The sequence below is a fragment of the Ruegeria sp. BB6 genome, assembly GCF_056539385.1.
On record NZ_JBQFUW010000001.1, the window covers coordinates 408,002 to 426,579 of the forward strand.

Annotated in this window: 18 protein-coding genes; 10 read left to right on the top strand and 8 right to left on the bottom strand. The window is 58.7% G+C overall.

Features of this window, described 5'->3' with window-relative positions; translation table 11 throughout:
• Window positions 1–145: 145 nt before the first annotated feature.
• The 3 genes from ccmI to ACR0B7_RS01970 are packed head-to-tail and all read left to right on the top strand — an operon-like array spanning window position 146 to window position 2,085.
• Window positions 146–1,375 (top strand): c-type cytochrome biogenesis protein CcmI, encoded by a 1,230-nt coding sequence (ccmI, locus tag ACR0B7_RS01960; RefSeq protein WP_170481085.1) that lies wholly within the window; start codon window positions 146–148, stop codon window positions 1,373–1,375.
• Complete coding sequence (ruvX, locus tag ACR0B7_RS01965) at window positions 1,372–1,836, top strand: Holliday junction resolvase RuvX (RefSeq protein ID WP_170382577.1); 465 nt, start codon at window positions 1,372–1,374, stop codon at window positions 1,834–1,836. The genes ccmI and ruvX overlap by 4 nt, the downstream gene beginning before the upstream one ends.
• Before the next feature lie 15 nt (window positions 1,837–1,851).
• Window positions 1,852–2,085: a DUF1289 domain-containing protein gene (locus ACR0B7_RS01970; protein WP_170481082.1), complete on the top strand. Its 234-nt coding sequence runs from the start codon at window positions 1,852–1,854 to the stop codon at window positions 2,083–2,085.
• A 199-nt stretch (window positions 2,086–2,284) separates the two neighbouring features.
• Here the strand turns inward: ACR0B7_RS01970 and ACR0B7_RS01975 are convergent, their stop codons facing one another.
• The 5 genes from ACR0B7_RS01975 to ACR0B7_RS01995 form a co-directional block, all read right to left on the bottom strand.
• The gene (locus tag ACR0B7_RS01975; protein ID WP_170576637.1) at window positions 2,285–3,013 is read right to left on the bottom strand and encodes a SpoIIAA family protein; all 729 of its coding nucleotides are present in this window, start codon (window positions 3,011–3,013) and stop codon (window positions 2,285–2,287) included.
• Window positions 3,014–3,047: 34 nt separating this feature from the next.
• Window positions 3,048–3,830: a hypothetical protein gene (locus ACR0B7_RS01980; RefSeq protein WP_170569687.1), complete on the bottom strand. Its 783-nt coding sequence runs from the start codon at window positions 3,828–3,830 to the stop codon at window positions 3,048–3,050.
• Window positions 3,827–4,651, bottom strand: a complete 825-nt coding sequence (locus ACR0B7_RS01985; RefSeq protein WP_170481074.1) for a sulfite exporter TauE/SafE family protein — start codon at window positions 4,649–4,651, stop codon at window positions 3,827–3,829. Before ACR0B7_RS01985 ends, ACR0B7_RS01980 begins: the two co-directional genes overlap by 4 nt.
• Before the next feature lie 31 nt (window positions 4,652–4,682).
• Window positions 4,683–5,717 (bottom strand): tRNA dihydrouridine(20/20a) synthase DusA, encoded by a 1,035-nt coding sequence (dusA, locus tag ACR0B7_RS01990; protein ID WP_170569690.1) that lies wholly within the window; start codon window positions 5,715–5,717, stop codon window positions 4,683–4,685.
• A gap of 159 nt (window positions 5,718–5,876) precedes the next feature.
• On the bottom strand, window positions 5,877–6,479 hold the full coding sequence (locus ACR0B7_RS01995; protein ID WP_170481008.1) for a TetR/AcrR family transcriptional regulator: 603 nt from the start codon (window positions 6,477–6,479) through the stop codon (window positions 5,877–5,879).
• A gap of 141 nt (window positions 6,480–6,620) precedes the next feature.
• Between ACR0B7_RS01995 and ACR0B7_RS02000 the strand changes: the two genes are divergently transcribed.
• The 7 genes from ACR0B7_RS02000 to ACR0B7_RS02030 all read left to right on the top strand — a co-directional run bounded on the left by ACR0B7_RS02000 (window position 6,621) and on the right by ACR0B7_RS02030 (window position 15,435).
• Complete coding sequence (locus ACR0B7_RS02000) at window positions 6,621–7,085, top strand: (2Fe-2S)-binding protein (protein ID WP_170382563.1); 465 nt, start codon at window positions 6,621–6,623, stop codon at window positions 7,083–7,085.
• Window positions 7,086–7,088: 3 nt separating this feature from the next.
• The gene (locus tag ACR0B7_RS02005) at window positions 7,089–9,275 is read left to right on the top strand and encodes a xanthine dehydrogenase family protein molybdopterin-binding subunit (RefSeq protein WP_170576638.1); all 2,187 of its coding nucleotides are present in this window, start codon (window positions 7,089–7,091) and stop codon (window positions 9,273–9,275) included.
• 109 nt (window positions 9,276–9,384) lie between these two features.
• Window positions 9,385–10,704 carry a glutamine synthetase family protein gene (locus ACR0B7_RS02010; RefSeq protein WP_170481001.1) on the top strand — a complete coding sequence of 440 codons (1,320 nt, stop codon included), beginning with the start codon at window positions 9,385–9,387 and terminating at the stop codon, window positions 10,702–10,704.
• Between the two features lie 59 nt (window positions 10,705–10,763).
• A complete protein-coding gene (locus ACR0B7_RS02015; RefSeq protein WP_170415421.1) occupies window positions 10,764–11,444 on the top strand; it encodes a type 1 glutamine amidotransferase in 681 nt (226 codons plus the stop codon).
• Window positions 11,444–12,802: a glutamine synthetase family protein gene (locus ACR0B7_RS02020; RefSeq protein WP_170382555.1), complete on the top strand. Its 1,359-nt coding sequence runs from the start codon at window positions 11,444–11,446 to the stop codon at window positions 12,800–12,802. Before ACR0B7_RS02015 ends, ACR0B7_RS02020 begins: the two co-directional genes overlap by 1 nt.
• Before the next feature lie 9 nt (window positions 12,803–12,811).
• Window positions 12,812–14,116, top strand: a complete 1,305-nt coding sequence (locus ACR0B7_RS02025) for an NAD(P)/FAD-dependent oxidoreductase (protein ID WP_480680813.1) — start codon at window positions 12,812–12,814, stop codon at window positions 14,114–14,116.
• A 104-nt stretch (window positions 14,117–14,220) separates the two neighbouring features.
• Window positions 14,221–15,435 carry an aminotransferase class I/II-fold pyridoxal phosphate-dependent enzyme gene (locus tag ACR0B7_RS02030; RefSeq protein WP_170576639.1) on the top strand — a complete coding sequence of 405 codons (1,215 nt, stop codon included), beginning with the start codon at window positions 14,221–14,223 and terminating at the stop codon, window positions 15,433–15,435.
• Window positions 15,436–15,498: 63 nt separating this feature from the next.
• On the opposite strand, the gene phaR is transcribed toward ACR0B7_RS02030, so the two are convergent.
• The 3 genes from phaR to ACR0B7_RS02045 all read right to left on the bottom strand — a co-directional run bounded on the left by phaR (window position 15,499) and on the right by ACR0B7_RS02045 (window position 18,569).
• Window positions 15,499–16,053, bottom strand: a complete 555-nt coding sequence (phaR, locus tag ACR0B7_RS02035; protein ID WP_170569696.1) for a polyhydroxyalkanoate synthesis repressor PhaR — start codon at window positions 16,051–16,053, stop codon at window positions 15,499–15,501.
• Between the two features lie 136 nt (window positions 16,054–16,189).
• Complete coding sequence (locus ACR0B7_RS02040) at window positions 16,190–16,636, bottom strand: phasin family protein (protein ID WP_170382547.1); 447 nt, start codon at window positions 16,634–16,636, stop codon at window positions 16,190–16,192.
• A 130-nt stretch (window positions 16,637–16,766) separates the two neighbouring features.
• Window positions 16,767–18,569, bottom strand: a complete 1,803-nt coding sequence (locus ACR0B7_RS02045; protein WP_170480986.1) for a class I poly(R)-hydroxyalkanoic acid synthase — start codon at window positions 18,567–18,569, stop codon at window positions 16,767–16,769.
• Window positions 18,570–18,578: the final 9 nt, after the last annotated feature.

Below are 18,578 nucleotides of genomic sequence, written 5' to 3' on the forward strand. Positions count from 1 at the left end.
TACATTCCCCTGCCACGCAACGCCGTAATATCGCACTATTGCGACATAGCCCCCATTATTGCGACATGAAGCACCCTCGCGGCCTTTTGTCCCTTTTTTCTGGCGGTCCGCAGGTCTAAGTCAGGGCAGTCATCTTGGAGATACCATGACTTTCTGGGCCCTCATCATACTGACCGCGCTGCTGGTCACAGTGTTTCTAGGTTATTCCATGACCCGGGGGCAAAAAACACGTGAACCTGCGGCGGCTTACGACCTGCGTGTTTACCGCGAACAACTGGCTGGCGTTGACCGTGATTTATCCCGTGGCGTGATAGCCGAAGCCGACGCCGAGCGTGTGCGTACCGAAATCTCGCGCCGCATTCTGGCGGCAGACGCGCAGATGCAGGCCAATGCAACTCAAGATGGCCCACCACGCTGGGCCACGATCACGGCTGTCGTTGCGGTGGCCGGAGTTCTGATCGGCGGCGGCGCGTGGATGTACCACCAGATGGGCGCGGCCGGTCTGCCGGATCAGCCCTTGTCGCTGCGGATTGCGATGGCCGAAACCCTGCGCGCCGAACGCCCCAGCCAGACCGAAGTCGAGGCGGAACTGACGCCTGCACAAAAACCGCAACTGGACGAGAGTTACGCCACCTTGCTGCAGCAATTGCGCGACACCGTCGCAGAGCGGCCTGATGACCTGCAAGGGCATACTTTGCTGGCGCAACACGAGGCCAACGCAGGCAATTTTTCGGCCGCTTACAAGGCGCAACAGCGCGTTATTGAACTGTCAGGAAATAATGCTCCTGCGGATGCCTACTCCCACCTTGCCGAAATGATGATTTTGGCGGCAAACGGCTATGTCTCGCCCGAGGCTGAAGACGCGTTGAGGCAAGCTCTGACACGCGACCCCCGGCATGGTCCGGCACAGTACTACCTTGGGCAGATGATGGTTCAGTTGGGACGACCGGACATCGGCTATCGGATATGGGTGGATACATTGCGCGAGGCACCGGCAGGAGCGCCCTGGGCTGACGCCATCCGTGCGCAACTGGATGATCTGGCATTCCGGGCAGGTGTGTTCAACGCGCCGGAAATCCCCTCTGCCGCGACAAGTTCCGGCCCCAGTCAAGAAGACATCGACGCCGCAGCCGACCTAACCCCTGAAGACCGACAAGAGATGATCCTTGGAATGATCAATCAGCTATCGGACCGACTGGCCACCGAGGGGGGCTCGCCCGCAGAATGGGCACAGTTGATCACGGCCCTTGGCGTGGTCGGAGACAGCGAACGCGCGGCGGGCATCTACGAGGAATCGAAATCTGTCTTCGCGGGGAACGCCTCTGCCCTACAAACGCTTGCAGCGGCAGCGCGTCAGGCCGGAGTTGCGCAATGATTCACGACGCGTTTGAAGATTTTGCCGCATCCCTTCCGCCAATGACCGCGCTTATGGGGCTCGATCTCGGGGAAAAGACCATAGGCGTCGCGGTGTCTGACCGAATGCGCGGTGTTGCCAGCCCTCTGGAAACCGTGCGACGAAAGAAATTCACCCTGGATTCAGCGCGGCTTTTGGAACTCATCGCAGACCGCGAGATCGGGGGGCTACTGCTGGGTCTGCCCAAGAACATGGACGGCACAGAAGGACCGCGCTGCCAATCCACCCGTGCATTTGCGCGAAACATGGCACGCCTGACGGATATTCCCATCGGTTTCTGGGATGAGCGGCTCAGCACTGTTGCGGCAGAAAAAGCACTGTTAGAGGCGGATACGACACGAAAACGTCGCGGACAGGTTATCGACCACGTTGCGGCAGGTTATATTTTGCAAGGTGCGCTGGACAGGCTGCGCTTTCTTTAGGATCGGAATACGCCAATGACGAATATGGTTTGGAAACGGAACGAGGTCGAAAGCCCTTGCGTCCAAATCTGCGTCGTCCACCCGACCGAGCGTATCTGCACCGGATGTTATCGCACCATCGACGAAATCTCGCGCTGGTCCAGAATGGACAGCACTGAGCGCGCCGAGATCATGGACGCTCTGCCGGCGCGCAAGCCTCAGCTTGCAAAGCGCCGTGGTGGGCGCACGGCTCGTCTGAACAAGTCCTGATCTCGCCGGATTTCCCTTGCTGAGCCTACGCCGCTGCAGGTTGGCCTGAACTTCGAGGGGGTCAGTTCAAAGACAAGTGATGCGTGCGCGGCAGCCCACGGCGGTGCGCTTCAGCACCGGTGTTTTTCCCGACGCCTCGATCAAGCAAAGCCCAGACACGACTGTTTTTACTTTACGCCCACCTACAGGTGAAATTCGGTCACCCGACAGCCAGCCAAGACTTGGCGTTCTCGTATTCCTCTGACGGGAAAAACTGCGTTCTCGCCCCTAAGACGTGACTGGCGACCCGTTGCGCAAGATGCTGCCAAGCCTTGTCGCCAACAATGGCGGCCCTGTCCAACATTCCAACATGTCCACTTGCCAGCCGAAAATGAGCAGCCAGCGCCGTCAGCCCTTGCCATCCATCAAATTCCCGAAGGTCGATCAGCAGGCGAAAACCTTCTTTGGTGGCCAGTAGCCCATCCAAATTGACCTCGGCATTTTTGTATTCGTCCGGGTCCAGCTTGCCCAGCAAGCTGATCTGGACACATGGGCCGCCCAAATCGGTCACATGTATAGACCCAAGCGATTCACGCATCCAGCGGCGGGCAGCTTCAATTTCGGAAAGTTCAAAGACCTGCACGGGACAGGGCATGATCGGAGCCGCAAACCGAGCGCTGGTCTGGACCCAGCCCTGATCGGCCACGACTGCGATCCTGTCAAACCCACGCCAATGGCTTAATCCCAGCTTTGTGTCAGACCAAGCGGCCCCGATATCGTAACCCGTGAATTCCGGCTGCACGACTGCCATCAGGCGGACTGTGTCATGCTCGGCCAGTGCCGCCTCGATAGCTGGAATAAGTGTGTCGTTGTAATCGCTGCTGGTGACTTCGCCCGACAATTCAACTTCGATCAAGGCACCGTCTGAATTCGTATGGATCGTCATCATCGAAAAACCTCCTAACCTGAACAATGTCGGGAGGTTACGGAGATTCTATCCACTCGGCTACTCCCCCGGTGAATTCAGGGCGAAAATAGGCAATCATCCGTCCATCCGGTCCAGCCGAGGCGCTGTCTGGCCATGGTGCCACGCCGTGCAGACAGTGACGGTGCAACAGATAAGCCTCACCCGGCTTGGCGGGCAGCTCGATGCGGCGGCAAGTCTCGAACACGTCTCGGCGGGCGGCCTGATAGATATCGGTGATATCAACTTCGTGCATCGTTTCTTTTGGCGCATCTTGCAGGGCTTTGGCAAAGGCCGGACCCAGAATTTTATGACTGCCCTCCCACAAGACCATGGGCGACGCGTTATCGCTGACCTCGGTCAGAGGAATGCCAAGAATCCACGCATGCGGCTCATCCACACGGCGTCGGCGATCCGGTCCTGTTGGACGCAACCCATCCACATGGGCTGCATCGCGGTTTAACCTGTACCGACCAGCCGCCTCGCTTTCGCCCCGCCGTGGACGCGGGTAGCCGGGATAAATGACCGAGACCTGCCCTTTGTGCAGTGGCAGGTCGCCGTAGTGCTCGCGGATGAAACTCATGGCCGCCCCGGACAGATCCCCGGACTGACCGACCCTGCCCCGTTCGTCATTGTCCAACGCATCCACACCGATGAACCACGTGCCTTCGCAATCCAACCACTCGGCATGGGTCGGGTCCGAAATCGAAGCGCGCGCGGCGGGAAGGGCATGTTTCACCCAACCCGCAAGGGCCGGATCAAAGGGGAATTTCACCCAACCCGATTGCCAAAAATCGCTCACAACCCCAGCGCTTTGCGCAACATATTCAGGGCGACAAGCGTCAGGAACAGCGCGAAGACACGTTTCAGAGGTTTCGGGTCCATCGCGTGCGCCAGTTTCACCCCCCAGGGGGCTGTGATCATCGTCATGGCGACAACGATTGCGAAGGCCACAAGATTGACCGCACCGATCGTCAACGGGGGCCGATGCTCGGGCGCGATATCGAGAAACAAGAAACCAAGAACAGACGGAACCGCAATGATCACACCAAACCCGGCTGCGGTTGCCACGGCACGGTGAATGGGCGTGTTGAACAGGCTCATCAGCGGAACGCCGAAACTGCCCCCGCCGATCCCCATCAACACAGACAGAAACCCGACGCTGGGCGACAGAATGGCCCGGCGGATACCTTTGGGCATGGCATCGCCCAACCGCCACTCAGATTTGCCAAGGCCCAGATAGGCCCCGATGACCATCCCCAGAACACCGAACAAAGCCTGAAGCGCTTCGGTCCGCAGCGCTGACGCCACCATCACGCCAATGACAGCACCCACGGCGATCCCCGGCCCCCAGCCACGCAGGATATCCCAGTCGACAGCACCTTTCTTGTTATGCGCCAGAACAGACCGGATCGAGGTCACGATGATCGTCGCCAGCGAGGTCGCCAGACACAACTGCATCAATTGCGGCCCACCATACCCGAGCGTTTGAAACGCATAGAAAAAGGCTGGAACCAGAACGATGCCGCCCCCCACGCCAAGCAATCCGGCCAGCACTCCGGCCAGCGCCCCGATCACAAGCAAAAGGCCCAACATCTGGGCCAGCAACATCGTCTCGGGCATTCTTCCCCCATACCGGCTTAATCGCCGTATCCTAGCTCACCACCGCCTCGGCCAGAGGCGCAACACGTTCGAGCGCCTGCAACATAACCTCGGGACCAGCCCCGTCATGCACCGCGCCTTCGGACAAGGTCCGCCGCCAGGCCCGCGCACCGGGGCGGCCCGCAAACAGACCCAGCATATGGCGCGTGATTTGGTGCAAACGGCCGCCCTCGGCAAGGTGCCGTTCAACATAGGGCACCATTTTTTGAACGACATCAACCGGGTCCGCAGCTTGCCCGGACCCAAAGATAAGATGATCAGCCCCGGCCAGAATGTCAGTGGGCTGGTGATACGCCGCCCGCCCGATCATGACCCCGTCCAACCCAGCATCCAGATGGGCCTGCGCCTGCTCCAACGAAGATATGCCGCCATTGATCGAGATGTGAAGCGCGCCAAATTCCGCCTTCATGCGGTGGACGAGATCATAGTCCAGCGGTGGAATATCCCTGTTTTCCTTGGGGCTAAGCCCTTGCAACCATGCCTTGCGCGCGTGGATTGTCACGCGATTGCACCCTGCATCACGTATGGCGTTCAGAAACTGAGGCAGAACCTCTTCCGGGTTTTGCTCGTCCACCCCGATACGGCATTTGACAGTGACTTCGACGTCGACCGCTTCTTGCATCGCGGCTACACAGTCCGCAACACGAACCGGGTCTTTCATCAGCACGGCACCGAACGTGCCCGATTGCACCCGATCCGAAGGGCAACCGCAATTCAGGTTGATTTCATCATACCCGGCCTCAGCGCCCAAACGCGCAGCCTGCGCCAACTCCTGCGGATCAGACCCACCGAGTTGCAGCGCAACCGGATGCTCTTGCGGGTTGTAATCCAGCAAATGCAACGCCCCACCGCGCACCAATGCCGGGGCGGTTACCATCTCGGTATACAGAAGGGTCTGCGCGCTAAGCATCCGATGCAGGTAACGGCAATGCCGATCGGTCCAGTCCATCATCGGCGCAACGGACAGGCGTGCAGCACGCCAAATTTCAGCGCGCGATGGCTTATTGATCTCAGGTGTGTCCGACATCTTTCCCGACTTTCTCCATGAACTTTAAGGAGACGATCCGTTTCCAAGGGTGCGGTCTACCACTCTTTTAGGATCAAGCGCCACATGGAATGGCAACAGCCCGGAAAATGCAACGATCGCGAGCTGTCGGCGGGTCCACCGTTTGAGACATCGAAACAGTCAAATACCGTAGCGGCTGAGGATCATGTCAACGCTGCTGTTGATGGTGGCTTCCATCTCGTTTTTGTTCAGAACATCACCAGAGAAAATGATTGGCCAAAACGCCTTGGCTTTGATGAGGCCGATGAACTCCTGCCCGGCGGCCTGAGGGTCTTCGATCCGCAATTGCCCATCGTCTGCGGCGTCTTTCAACATGGCAGCAAAGATCGCGGTCTTGTCCAGCTTACCCTGTGCCGCTGCCGCCAAATCCGGGTTGCGCAAGGTTTCGCTGATCACCATCCGCGACATGGCCATAACTTCGGGCAACATCAGGATGCGCCCTTCGGCCCAAGCCAGTTCAGTTAATTGCTCTCGGATATCGCGGCCTTTCTCATAGCGGATATCCTGCACCTCGGCGAACCTGCTCGACAGCTCTATCACTATGGAACGAAACAGGTTTTCCTTGCTTTCAAAGTACTTGTACAACGTGCGCTTAGAGACTTCGGCGCGCAGTGAAATACGATCCATGCTGGCCGCCGCGAATCCCTTGTCCTGGAACTCGGCAACCGCTGCTTCGATGATCTGAGCATGTTTCGCCGCATTCGGCGCACTGATGTCGTTCATATTTAATAGCTATAGTCCCATTGACAGATCGAGGTCAAACTCTAGGTAAACTCATGGGTTTACAGATTTGGAATTGTCACCTACGGTAAACCCGCCAGTTTACCGATTCAGGTAACCAGCCCAACATGGAGTATCCCCCTCATGTCACTGACCTTGAAATTGAACGGCCAAACCCACACGGTTGACGCCGAACCCGGCACGCCCCTGCTGTGGGTGATCCGGGATGAATTGAAGCTGACCGGAACCAAATTTGGCTGCGGCGTTGCATCCTGTGGCGCTTGCACTGTGCATTTGAATGGCGAACCCGTGCGCTCGTGCCAGACTTATATCGAAGACGTCGAGGACGCCGAGATCACCACGATTGAGGCCGTGGGCGACGACAAGATCGGCGCGGCCGTCCAGCAGGCTTGGGTCGAACTGGACGTCGTTCAGTGCGGCTATTGCCAGTCGGGTCAGGTGATGTCGGCTGTCGGTTTGCTGTCCGAGAACCCCAAACCCTCGGTCGAGGAAATCGACGACTATATGTCCGGCAACGCCTGCCGCTGCGCCACCTATCAACGCATTCGCGCCGGTATCCAGCGCGCGTCCGATATTCTGGAGGCTTGATCCATGACCATCAACACCTCTCGCCGTGGATTTTTGAAGGGTACCGCTGCTGCCGGTGCCGTGCTGCTGATCGGCGCGCGCCCTGATGGAGCGCTTGCTGCGGCCTCAACCGAGACGTCTCAGTTCAACCCGTTCGTCAAGATTGACGCAGATGGCACCGTGACTGCCATCGTCAAGCACTTTGAAAAGGGTCAGGGTCCGGCTACCGGCCTTCCGACGTTGATCGCCGAGGAAATCGGTCTGACCATGGACCAGATCGAATACGAGTTCGCACCTTCTGATCCGAACGTCTATAACAACCTGCTTTTCGGTCCGTTCCAGGGTACAGGCGGATCGACCGCGATGGCGAATTCCTGGCTGCAATACCGCCAGGCCGGTGCCGCCGCGCGCGAGATGCTGATCAACGCCGCCGCCCAAAGCTGGGGCGTGGACGCATCGGGCATTACAATCGAGGAGGGTATCGTCAAAGCTGGCGACAAGTCCGCCCCGATTGCGGAATTCGTGGCCGCGGCGTCGCAACTCGAAGCGCCAGCCGAGCCGCGTTTGAAAGACCCGTCCGAATTCCGTCTGATCGGCAACGAAGCCGTGCGCCGCAAGGACTCGGCCATCAAGGGTAACGGTCAGGCGATGTTTGCGATGGATGTGCATCTGCCCAACCAGATGGTCGCCATGATCAAGCGCCCCGAATCCAAGGGTGGCATTGCCAAGGGCTTTGACGACAGCGCGTCGAAAGAGGTCAAAGGCTATATCAGCGCCGCCGTTCTGCCCAATCAGGCAGGCGTTGCGGTGTATGCCGAAAACACCTGGGCCGCGATTCAGGCGCGTGACGCGCTTGAGGTCGACTGGGACATGTCTGGCGCGGAAACCCGCGACTCGGATCAGATCAGGTCCGAGATCATGGCCGCGCTGGACACCGAGCCAACGTATAACGTGAACAAAGCGGATGTTGCGGCGGTTTCGGCCGCCATCGACGGGGCGGATAAAGTGGTCGAAAAGACCTTCTACTTCCCGCTGCTGGCTCATGCGCCGATGGAGCCTTTGAACTGCACCATCGAACAGACTGCCGAGGGCGATATCGTTCTGCATGACGGCGCGCAGATGCCGACCGGCCCGCATATGGCCTACCAGCAAATCTTCCAACTGCCGCCTGAGAAGATCCACATCAAGACCATGCTGGCCGGAGGCTCGTTCGGCCGCCGCGCCACACCTGATGCGGATTATCAGGTCGAAGCCGCGCTTGCCTTTGTGGTCACCGATCGCTCGCGCCCGGTTAAACTGGTCTGGACGCGCGAGGACGACATCCGCAGTGGATATTACCGCCCCGCCTTTGGGCACAAGGTTCGGGTAGGTTTGGATGCCGGGGGCAATATCGTCGGCTGGCAACATCGTATCGCCGGACAGCCGGTAACCAAGGGCACCCCTTTTGAGGCTGTCACGGTGCATGACGGGGTCGATCACACCTCGGTCGAAGGTGTCTTGGGTACGCCCTACGCGATACCTGGCATGGCCGTCGGTCTGACCGATACACCCAAGGCGACCACGGTTCTGTGGTGGCGCTCGGTCGGGCATACCCACACCGCCTATGCGATGGAGACCATGATGGACTTGGCGGCCGAGGCCGCTGGTCGTGACCCGGTCGAGTTCCGTCTGGCCCATCTGTCCGACAGCACGAACCCGGATCAGCAGCGCAAGGCCGCTGTTTTGAAACTGGCGGCTGACAAAGCTGGCTGGGGCAATGTCCCGGAAGGTCGTTCGCAAGGGATCGCGGTGCACAAATCCTTTGGCTCTTATGCGGCTGAGGTCGTCGAAATCTCGGGCGACGCGGAAAGTGGTATCAAGATCGAAAAGATCACTTGCGCCGTGGATTGCGGTATTGCCGTCAATCCCGACGTCGTGCGCGCCCAGATGGAGGGCGGCATCGGTTATGGCATTGGCCACGTGATGCGCGATCAGATCACGCTGACCAGTGGTGCGGTGGATCAGTTCAACTTCCCCGACTACGAACCGCTGCGCATCGGCGACATCGCCGCTATCGACGTGCACATCGTGCCATCTGCCGAAGCGCCGACAGGTGTGGGGGAACCCGGAACACCACCGTCAGCCCCCGCTTTGGCGAATGCCATCCATGCGATGACGGGCACCCTTGTGGCCGCGCACCCGATGGCTGAGAACGGCGTCAACTTCGTTTGAGGCCAAGCCCCGCGCCTTCTCCTCTCGGCGCGGGGTAATTTGATCAAATTTCGTGACAAGACGCCTCGCGTCGACTAAACCTCGGGGAACCAGAGTGATGGAGACCCCGATGGACCTGAGCGCCCTGCACAGTTTTCGCGTTGCAGCCTGTGACCTTAACGGTCAGTTGCGGGGTAAACGCGTGCCACCCTCTTATGCCGACAAGCTGGACAAAGGATCGGTTCGGATGCCGTTTTCTGCGCTGAACGTGGACCTGTGGGGCGCGGATATTGACGGCAGCCCGCTGGTCTTTGAATCCGGTGATGCCGATGGCGTGCTGCTGCCGACCGAGCGCGGCCCCGTCCCGATGCCGTGGCTGGATGTGGACACCGCACTGGTGCCCATGTGTCTTTATGATGACCACGGCACCCCCTTTGCCGGAGACCCGCGTCACGCGCTGGCCGCTGTGCTGGACCGCTATGCCCAGCGCGGCTGGTCCGTGATCGCGGCAACGGAACTGGAGTTCACTCTGCTGGACTCGTCTGGCGCGCAACCGCAGCCGCCGCTGAACCCCATTACCGGACGCAGGCTGGTGGATGAGGCGGTGCTTTCCATGGCCGAGATGGACGCGTTTGATGCCTTTTTCACCGACCTCTACGATGGTTGCGCTGCGATGGGTATCCCCGCCCAGACCGCCATTTCCGAAAGCGGCATTGGCCAGTTCGAGATCAACCTGAACCATCAGGACGCTATGCGCTGCGCCGATGATACGTGCCTTTTCAAAGCCTTGACGCGCGGTCTGGCCCGCAAACACGGCTTTACCGCCACGTTCATGGCCAAGCCCTATGCGGAAGACGCAGGCAATGGGATGCATGTGCATTTCTCGGTTGTGGACGGTCAGGGTCGGAACATCTTTGACAATAGCGGCCCCGAGGGGACAGACACGCTGCGCCACGCTATCGCCGGGTGTCTGGCGGCGATGCCCGGTAGCACCCTGATCTTTGCGCCGCACGGCAATTCCTTCACTCGGCTTGTGCCCGGTGCCCACGCGCCCACGGGCGCAAGCTGGGCCTATGAAAACCGCACAGCCGCTCTGCGCATTCCCGGCGGCGCCCCCGCAGCGCGCCGGATCGAACACCGCGTGGCCGGTGGGGACATCAACCCCTATCTGATGCTGGCCGCCGTATTGGGCGCTGCAATGAACGGGATCGAAGACGCAACCGAGCCGCCCGCCCCGATCACCGGCAATGCCTATGACATCGACGGCCTTCCACAACTGGCCGCAGATTGGGCATCCGCCATTTCCGCGTTCGAGACCGACCCCTGCGTCGCGCGTATCTTTCCAGCCGCGCTGATACAGAACATGGCCATGACAAAGCGGCAGGAGATCCTCCGTTTTGCCGAACGCCAGCCAGATACGCATTGGCTAAGCTACGTCGAGGCCGTCTGACCCCCCTTGCCCACTCTGATGTGGTGGGCTAGAATAAATTTGATCAAATTTGGTGACCTATGAAAATCGGTATCCTTGTAACCGGCCACCCTCCGGACGAGTTGCACGACGAATTCGGCGAATATGACGGAATGTTCCGCGACCTGCTGGGCGGCAACGGGTTTGAATTCGAGACGTTCAATGTCGTCGACAACCAGTTCCCCGACAGCACCGGTGCCGCAGATGGCTGGGTCATCACCGGCTCGCGCCACGGTGCGTATGAGGATCATGCCTGGATACCGCCGCTTGAAGACTTGATCCGCGCGATCCGGGACAAGGGCCAGCCGCTGATCGGTGTCTGCTTCGGGCACCAGATCATTGCTCAGGCGTTGGGCGGCAAGGTTGAAAAGTTCAAAGGCGGCTGGGCCGTGGGCCGCACGGATTACGATCTGGATGGCCAGACGGTGACGCTGAACGCGTGGCATCAAGATCAGGTGGTTTCCCTGCCAGACGGCGCGCGCGTGACCGGCACCAACGACTTCTGCCAGAACGCCATGGTTGCTTATGGTGATACAATCTGGACCGTGCAGGCTCATCCTGAGTACGGAGATGGGTTTATCAAGGGCTTGATGGACACACGTGGCAAAGGTCTTGTACCCGATGAATTGATGCAGGCGGCCACCAACCGCCTGCCCGCCAATGACGACAACCCGAAGATCGGTCGGCTTATGGCGGAGTTTTTGAAGAAAGAGAGGGCCTGATGGCCGACTGGAAAGATCAACTGCCGCAGGCAGCACAGACCTATATCGAAGGTCAGCGTTTGGACGAAGTCGAATGCATCATCTCGGACCTGCCCGGAATTGCGCGGGGCAAGGCGGTGCCTGCCTCGAAATTCGCCAAGCAATCCTATTTCCACCTGCCGGACAGCATTTTCTATCAGACGATCACTGGCGACTGGGGCGAAGCTGCTGGTGACGATGGGTTTATCGAACGCGACATGATCCTAAAGCCCGACATGTCTACCGCATCAGCGGCCCCCTGGACCGGCGACTGGACATTGCAGGTTATTCACGACGCATATGATCGCGACGAGAATCCGATCCCCTTCAGCCCGCGCAACGTGCTGAAGCGCGTCGTGAAGCTGTATCACGACAAGGGCTGGAACCCGATTGTCGCGCCCGAGATGGAGTTCTTTCTGGTCGCCCCCAACGTCGATCCCGCTCAGGGGATCAAGCCCATGATGGGACGGTCGGGTCGACCGGCAGCGGCACGTCAGGCGTATTCGATGACGGCGGTGGACGAATTCGGCCCGGTAATCGACGACATTTATGATTTTGCCGAGCATCAGGGATTTGAAATCGACGGCATCACACAGGAAGGCGGCGCTGGCCAGCTAGAAATCAACCTCCGTCACGGCGATCCCGTCAAGCTGGCTGACGAAGTGTTTTATTTCAAACGACTGATCCGCGAGGCCGCGCTTCGTCACAATTGCTTTGCCACCTTCATGGCCAAACCGATTGTCGATGAGCCCGGATCGGCCATGCATATTCACCACTCGATCACCGACATTGAGACTGGCCAGAACATCTTCTCGGGTCCTCAGGGGGGTGAGACGGATGCGTTTTATAACTTCATTGCCGGGCTGCAAAACCACCTGCCCTCGGGGTTGGCGGTGATGGCGCCCTACGTGAATTCCTACCGCCGCTACGTGAAGGATCACGCCGCTCCGATCAATCTGGAATGGGCGCGCGACAACCGCACCACGGGCATTCGCGTGCCGCTATCCGGGCCAGAGGCGCGCCGGGTCGAAAACCGTATCGCCGGGATGGACTGCAACCCCTATCTGGGCATCGCGCTGTCGCTGGCCTGCGGTTATCTGGGCCTCACCCAGCAAGAACGCCCGCGCCGTCAGTTCTATGGCGACGCCTATGAAGGCGATGGCGACATCCCGCAAGTCATGGGCAACGCGCTTGATCTGTTCGACGAGGCGACCGAGTTGCACGACGTTCTCGGCCCCGAATTCGCCCGTGTTTATGGCATCGTCAAACGCGCCGAATATGAAGAGTTCCTGCAGGTCATCTCGCCGTGGGAACGGGAACATCTGCTGCTGAATGTTTGAGGCATGGCGATGAACCTGCTCTATTCCAACGACCGCAAGGCCGAGTATCCGGCCAGTTGGTACGCGGCCACGGCCAACCCGATCGACCGCTTTCCGGTGCTGTCGGGTGACGAGAAAGCCGATGTCTGCGTGGTCGGTGCTGGCTATACAGGTTTGTCCGCCGCGCTACATCTGGCCGAAGCCGGGTTCAGCGTGGTGCTGCTTGAGGCGCATCGCGCAGGCTTTGGCGCGTCAGGTCGCAATGGCGGTCAGTTGGGCAGCGCACAGCGGATGGATCAGGAAGACCTCGAACGGTTGGTGGGTGATGATGACGCCGCCAAGCTGTGGGATCTGGCCGAGGACGCAAAGGCTCTGGTCAAATCGTTGATCGCAAAGCACCAGATCGATTGCGATTTGAAACCGGGCATTGCCGCTCTGGGCCTGTCCAACGGTGAACAGAAAGAACTGCACGATCACGCCGCGCATTTGTCCGATCGCTATGGCTATGACCAGTTGGAGCTGTTGGACGAAGGCGCGGGCCACGGGTTGTGCCCCTCGCCCACCTATCGTGGTGGCTACTTGGATATGGGTGCAGCGCATCTGCATCCGCTGAACTATGCGCTGGGGCTGGCGCAGGCAGCGGCCAAGGCAGGCGTGCGGATATATGAGGGCACCGAGGTAACGCGGGTCGAGGAAACCGCCCCCGCCACTATCCACACCGCGCAAGGCAAAGTCACCGCCGATCACGTCATTCTGGCCTGCAACGGATACCTCGGTAGCCTGAACAGCAAGGTCGCCGCGCGGGTCATGCCTATCAACAATTTCATCGCCGCGACCGAGCCTTTGGGCACCGATGCCGCTCGTGTTCTGACCCGCGACGTAGCGGTGGCCGACACTAAATTCGTGGTGAACTATTTCCGCCTTAGCGCCGACAACCGGCTGCTGTTCGGCGGCGGTGAAAGCTATGGCTATCGCTTCCCAACCGACATCGCCGCCAAGGTCCGCAAACCGATGACCGAGATTTTCCCGCACCTTCGTGACGTGAAGATTGACTATGCCTGGGGCGGTACGCTGGCGATCACCATGCGGCGGATGCCCTATCTGACGCAGGTTGCACCTAATATCCTGTCCGCCTCGGGCTATTCCGGTCATGGGGTCGGCACCGCGACCCATGCGGGACAACTGATGGCACTGGCCATTCAGGGACAGGCCGAAGGGTTCGACACGATGGCCCGTGTCCCCGCCCTGCCCTTTCCCGGAGGCACCGCCCTGCGCAGCCCCCTACTGGTGCTGGCAATGACATGGTTTGCGCTGCGGGACCGGCTCGGCCTTTGATTTACGACAGATTGGTGAAATTTCGCCGTTAGGGTGAATGAAGGCTTGGATTGCGCCCTCATCAGCTTTATATTTCCCAAAGATAGAATTCGGGAAAACCAAATATGACGCTTCCTCCAAACGTCCATGACGCCGAACCCATCCCCGCAGCCGCCCGTGACGCCATCGACGCCTTGATGCAGTCGGGCGACCTGTTTCGCTATACCGCACCGCAAGACGCGCCGGTTGCGTTGCTTGAGGCTGAATTTGCCGAGTTGCTTGGAACCAAGTACGCGCTGGCGGTTTCGTCCTGCTCGGCCGCGTTGTTCCTGTCCCTCAAAGCCTTGGGTCTGCCGCGCGACGCACGTGTCCTGATCCCCGGCTTTACTTTTGCCGCCGTCCCGTCCTCGGTCGTTCACGCAGATTGCATTCCTGTGCTGTGCGAAGTTGCTGAGAATTACCGCATCGACATGGCGGACTTTGCCACCAAACTTGACGATGTTCAGGCCGTGATCATCAGCCATATGCGCGGACACACGTCTGACATGGACGCGATCATGGCGCTGTGCGATGCGCGCGACATTCCCGTAATTGAAGACGCAGCCCATTCTCTGGGCACCACCTGGAACGGGCGCAATATTGGCACGATCGGCAAGGTCGGTTGTTTCTCGTTCCAGTCCTACAAGATGATCAACGCTGGCGAAGGTGGCATCCTGATCACTGATGACGCCGATCTGGTGGCGCAGGCCGTGATCATGTCGGGCGCTTATGAGCACAACTGGAAAAAGCACAAAGGCCCGCACGGAGACAACTCGCCCGAGCTGGAGCAAGCCTTTGCCCGCTGGCAGAACAAGTTGCCGCTGTATAATCTGCGGATGAGCAACCTCAGCGCGGCCGTAATCCGCCCGCAAATTCCGGAATTGGCGCGTCGTGTGCGCGACGGTCTGTCTAATCACGACTATGTCGCGGATCGCCTGAACACGTCGCCGAATATCGACGTGCCCGCCCCACTGTCGTCCGAGCGTCGCGCCCCGGACTCGATCCAGTTCAACTTGGTCGGCCTCAGCGATGATGATATCCGCGCTTTTGCGGCCGCGTCCGAAGCGCGCGGAGTCAAAGTGCAGGTTTTCGGTCTGAGCAAAGACAATGCCCGCGCCTTTTGGAACTGGCAATTCCTGCCCGAGCAGGTCGAATTGCCGCAAACCCGCGCGATGTTGATGAAGGCTTGCGACGTGCGCCTGCCCGTTCGTCTAACCCGCGAAGAGCTGGACGTAATCGCCGATATTCTACTGGCATCCGTCGGTGAGGTCACCGCGCCGGCGATGGCTTTCGGCACCTGATCAACGCCCCATCACATAAAAAGGCCCGCCAATGGCGGGCTTTTTTCGTTCTGACGGGCTGGATCAATTTAGCTTGGACAGTTTCTGCTGCAATTCGGCAAGCTGCTTCTTGATGTCGTCCAGATCCTCCTTCGGCTCTGACTTACCCTCACCCTCTTTGTCCGGGCCAGACCAACCGCCGGACAAGCCACCGGTCATCGCCTTGAGAAACGCCTGTTGCTGCGCCTGCATCGCCTCGAACCCCGGCATCTGAGACATCGGGTTCATGGCGCTCATGTTTTCCATCATTTTTGACTGGCTTTCGCGCAGCATCTCGAACGAGCTTTGCAGGAACTGAGGCATCATCCCACCGCCCGGCAGCATGTAGCTGCGTACAAGATCATTCAGCACATTCACCGGCAGCACATTCTCGCCCCGGCTTTCATGTTCGGCAATGATTTGAAGCAGGTACTGCCGTGTCAGATCGTCCCCGGTTTTCAGGTCGATGATCTGAACTTCGCGGCCATCACGAATAAACGCTGCGATATCCTCGAGCGTGACGTAATCGCTGGTCTCGGTGTTATACAGCCGACGACTGGCATAACGTTTGATCAGCAACGGTTTTTCTTGGTCTGCCACCGTTTTCCCTCCCCAAGGATGATGCGTTGCAGCAGAGGTTATGCGACTGCAGCACAAAAAGAAAGGGCAGGTCTTTCGACCTGCCCTGCGCGATTGCACCGGTTGGGAGGAATGGGTGCGCCTCGCGGCATTCTCTTTACTTCGCAGCAGTTGCTTTCTTGGCAGCAGCTGTCACGTCGTTGGTGGCTTTTTTGACAGCAGCAGTTGCGTCTTCTGCAGCTTCTTTGCCAGCAGCCATCAGCAGCTCGACGGTTTCGGTCTGAACTTTCTTGGCGATTTCAGCGAAGGCCGCGAGATTTTCAGCAGCAACTTCAGCCGATGCGCTTGCGAAATCGGTCGCAGCTTTGGCGTAGTCAGCAGGTTCTGCTTTTGCTTTCGACATCTCGGTCAGTTTGGCCAGAGTGTCTTTGGTCCATTTGTTCGAGATCTCAGCCGACTTTTCAGCGGCTTCCAGTGCAACACCCGACAGCTTTTCGTTCAGGCTTGCGGTCGACTTGAAGGCACCTTCCAGAGCGGTGGTGTCAACAGGGAACGCGCCCATCATGTCTTTCAGGGTCGCGGTAAAGTCTTGAGTCTTTGCCATTTTCCTAATCCTTTTGCCGAACCGGGCCCACCCCGGCTTTCATCAGCTTGAGGACAATATGGTTGCTGCACCGCAGCATTGCAAGTTTTTTCTTGCTGCAGTGCAGAAAATCTCAAGAAATCACGGAAAATCAACTCGTTGACTTGACCAACACATACGTTCCAGGCGCAGGCGCCAGAGGTGGATGTTCCGAATCGCCGGGTTCTCGGGCTGGTACTTGTTTGCCAGAGCGTTTTTTCAGCCAGGCCTCCCACAGGGGCCACCAGGATCCTTGGTGATAGTCGGCCTCTTTCAACCAAGTTTCAGCGTCTGCTTTCATATCCGGGTTCGTGTAGTGACCATATTTCTTTTTGCTGGGCGGGTTCACGATCCCAGCGATATGGCCGGATTCCGAGACCACAAATGTCTTGGACCGAGACCCCATCTGCTGCACTCCGCGATAGCAGTCTTTCCAAGCGGCGATGTGGTCGGTCTCGCATGTGATGGCCATCACGGGGACATCAACGTCGCGCACATGTAGAGTGTTTCCCAGCAGCTCGAAGCCTTGGTTGACGAAGTCATTACTTTGGCACAAGCCCCGAAGGTATTCGACCGCCATGCGACCGGGCAGATTTGCGCCATCCCCGTTCCAGAACAGCAAATCAAAGGCGGGCGGTGTCTCGCCCATCATGTAGCTACGGATCGCAGGCCCATAGATCAGGTCATTCGACCTGAGGAACGACATCGTCCGTCCGATCACCCAAGCCTTGAGCACGCCGTCCTTTGCGACCTGCTCCTCGATCCCGTCCACAAAATCGTTCTGAAGGAACGGTGTGAATTCTCCTTGATCGCCAAAATCGGTCAGAGCAGTGAAAAGCGTTGCAGACTTGACCGACTTGTCGCCGCGCTGTTTCAGCAGCGACAGAGTCAGGCTGAGCGTGGTGCCGGCGATACAATACCCGACCGCATTGACCTGTTTGACCTTGCAGATCGACTTGACCTGTTCGATCGCCGTCAGGAATCCTTCTTCGACGTAGTCGGCCATGCCAATGTCCGCGTGCGATGCATCCGCATTCACCCAACTGACAACAAACAAGGTGTAGCCCTGTTCAGTCACCCATTTGATCAGGCTGTTCTGGGCCTTGAGATCGAGGATATAGAACTTGTTGATCCAAGGCGGGAACAGGATAATCGGCGTTTCGTGAACTGTCTCGGTCGCCGGCTTGTACTGAATCAACTCCATTAACCGGTTTCGATACACGACCTCACCCGGCGTCGTTGCAATATTGCCGCCGACTTCAAAGGCGGTTTCATCAGCCAGTTTTACAACCATCTCGCCGTCATTGGCTTCGAGATCCGCCACCAGGTTCTCAAGCCCCTGGATCAGCGACTGCCCTTCCGTCTCAACAGCTTTTTCCAGCGCATCGGGGTTGGTCGCGAGGAAATTTGTCGGAGACATCATGTCCACGATCTGTTGCGAGAAGAACCGCAGGCGGCGCTTGTCCGTGCCGTCCAAGTCCTCAACCGAAGCGACAGCCTGCGCGATAGCGTCCGCGTTTGTTTGGTACTGTTGACGGATAAAGCGGAAATAGGGGTTGCTTTCCCACATGGGGTTGGAAAAACGCTTGTCTCTTGGGCGGGTTTCGTCATCTTCGACCTCGCCCTTGGTAAGCGCTTGCTGCGCCTCGGCAAAGTTCATGACGGATTTGCCCCAGTATTCGATCTGGTGCTCAAGCAGCTTGGCGGGATTCTGCCACGCTTCGGTCAGATACGCCGTTGCTGCTTTTGCAAAAAGATCTTGATTCGGGCCGTCCAGCGCGGGGTTGTGCGCCTTTTTTCCGGCCATAACTTCGACCAGCCGCTTTGAGAGCGCTTCGACTTTATTCATATTTTCTTTAAGTCGTTCAAGGTGTTCTTCGGTCAGCTCTCGACTCTGGTCTTCACTTGTTGTCATTTTAACAAT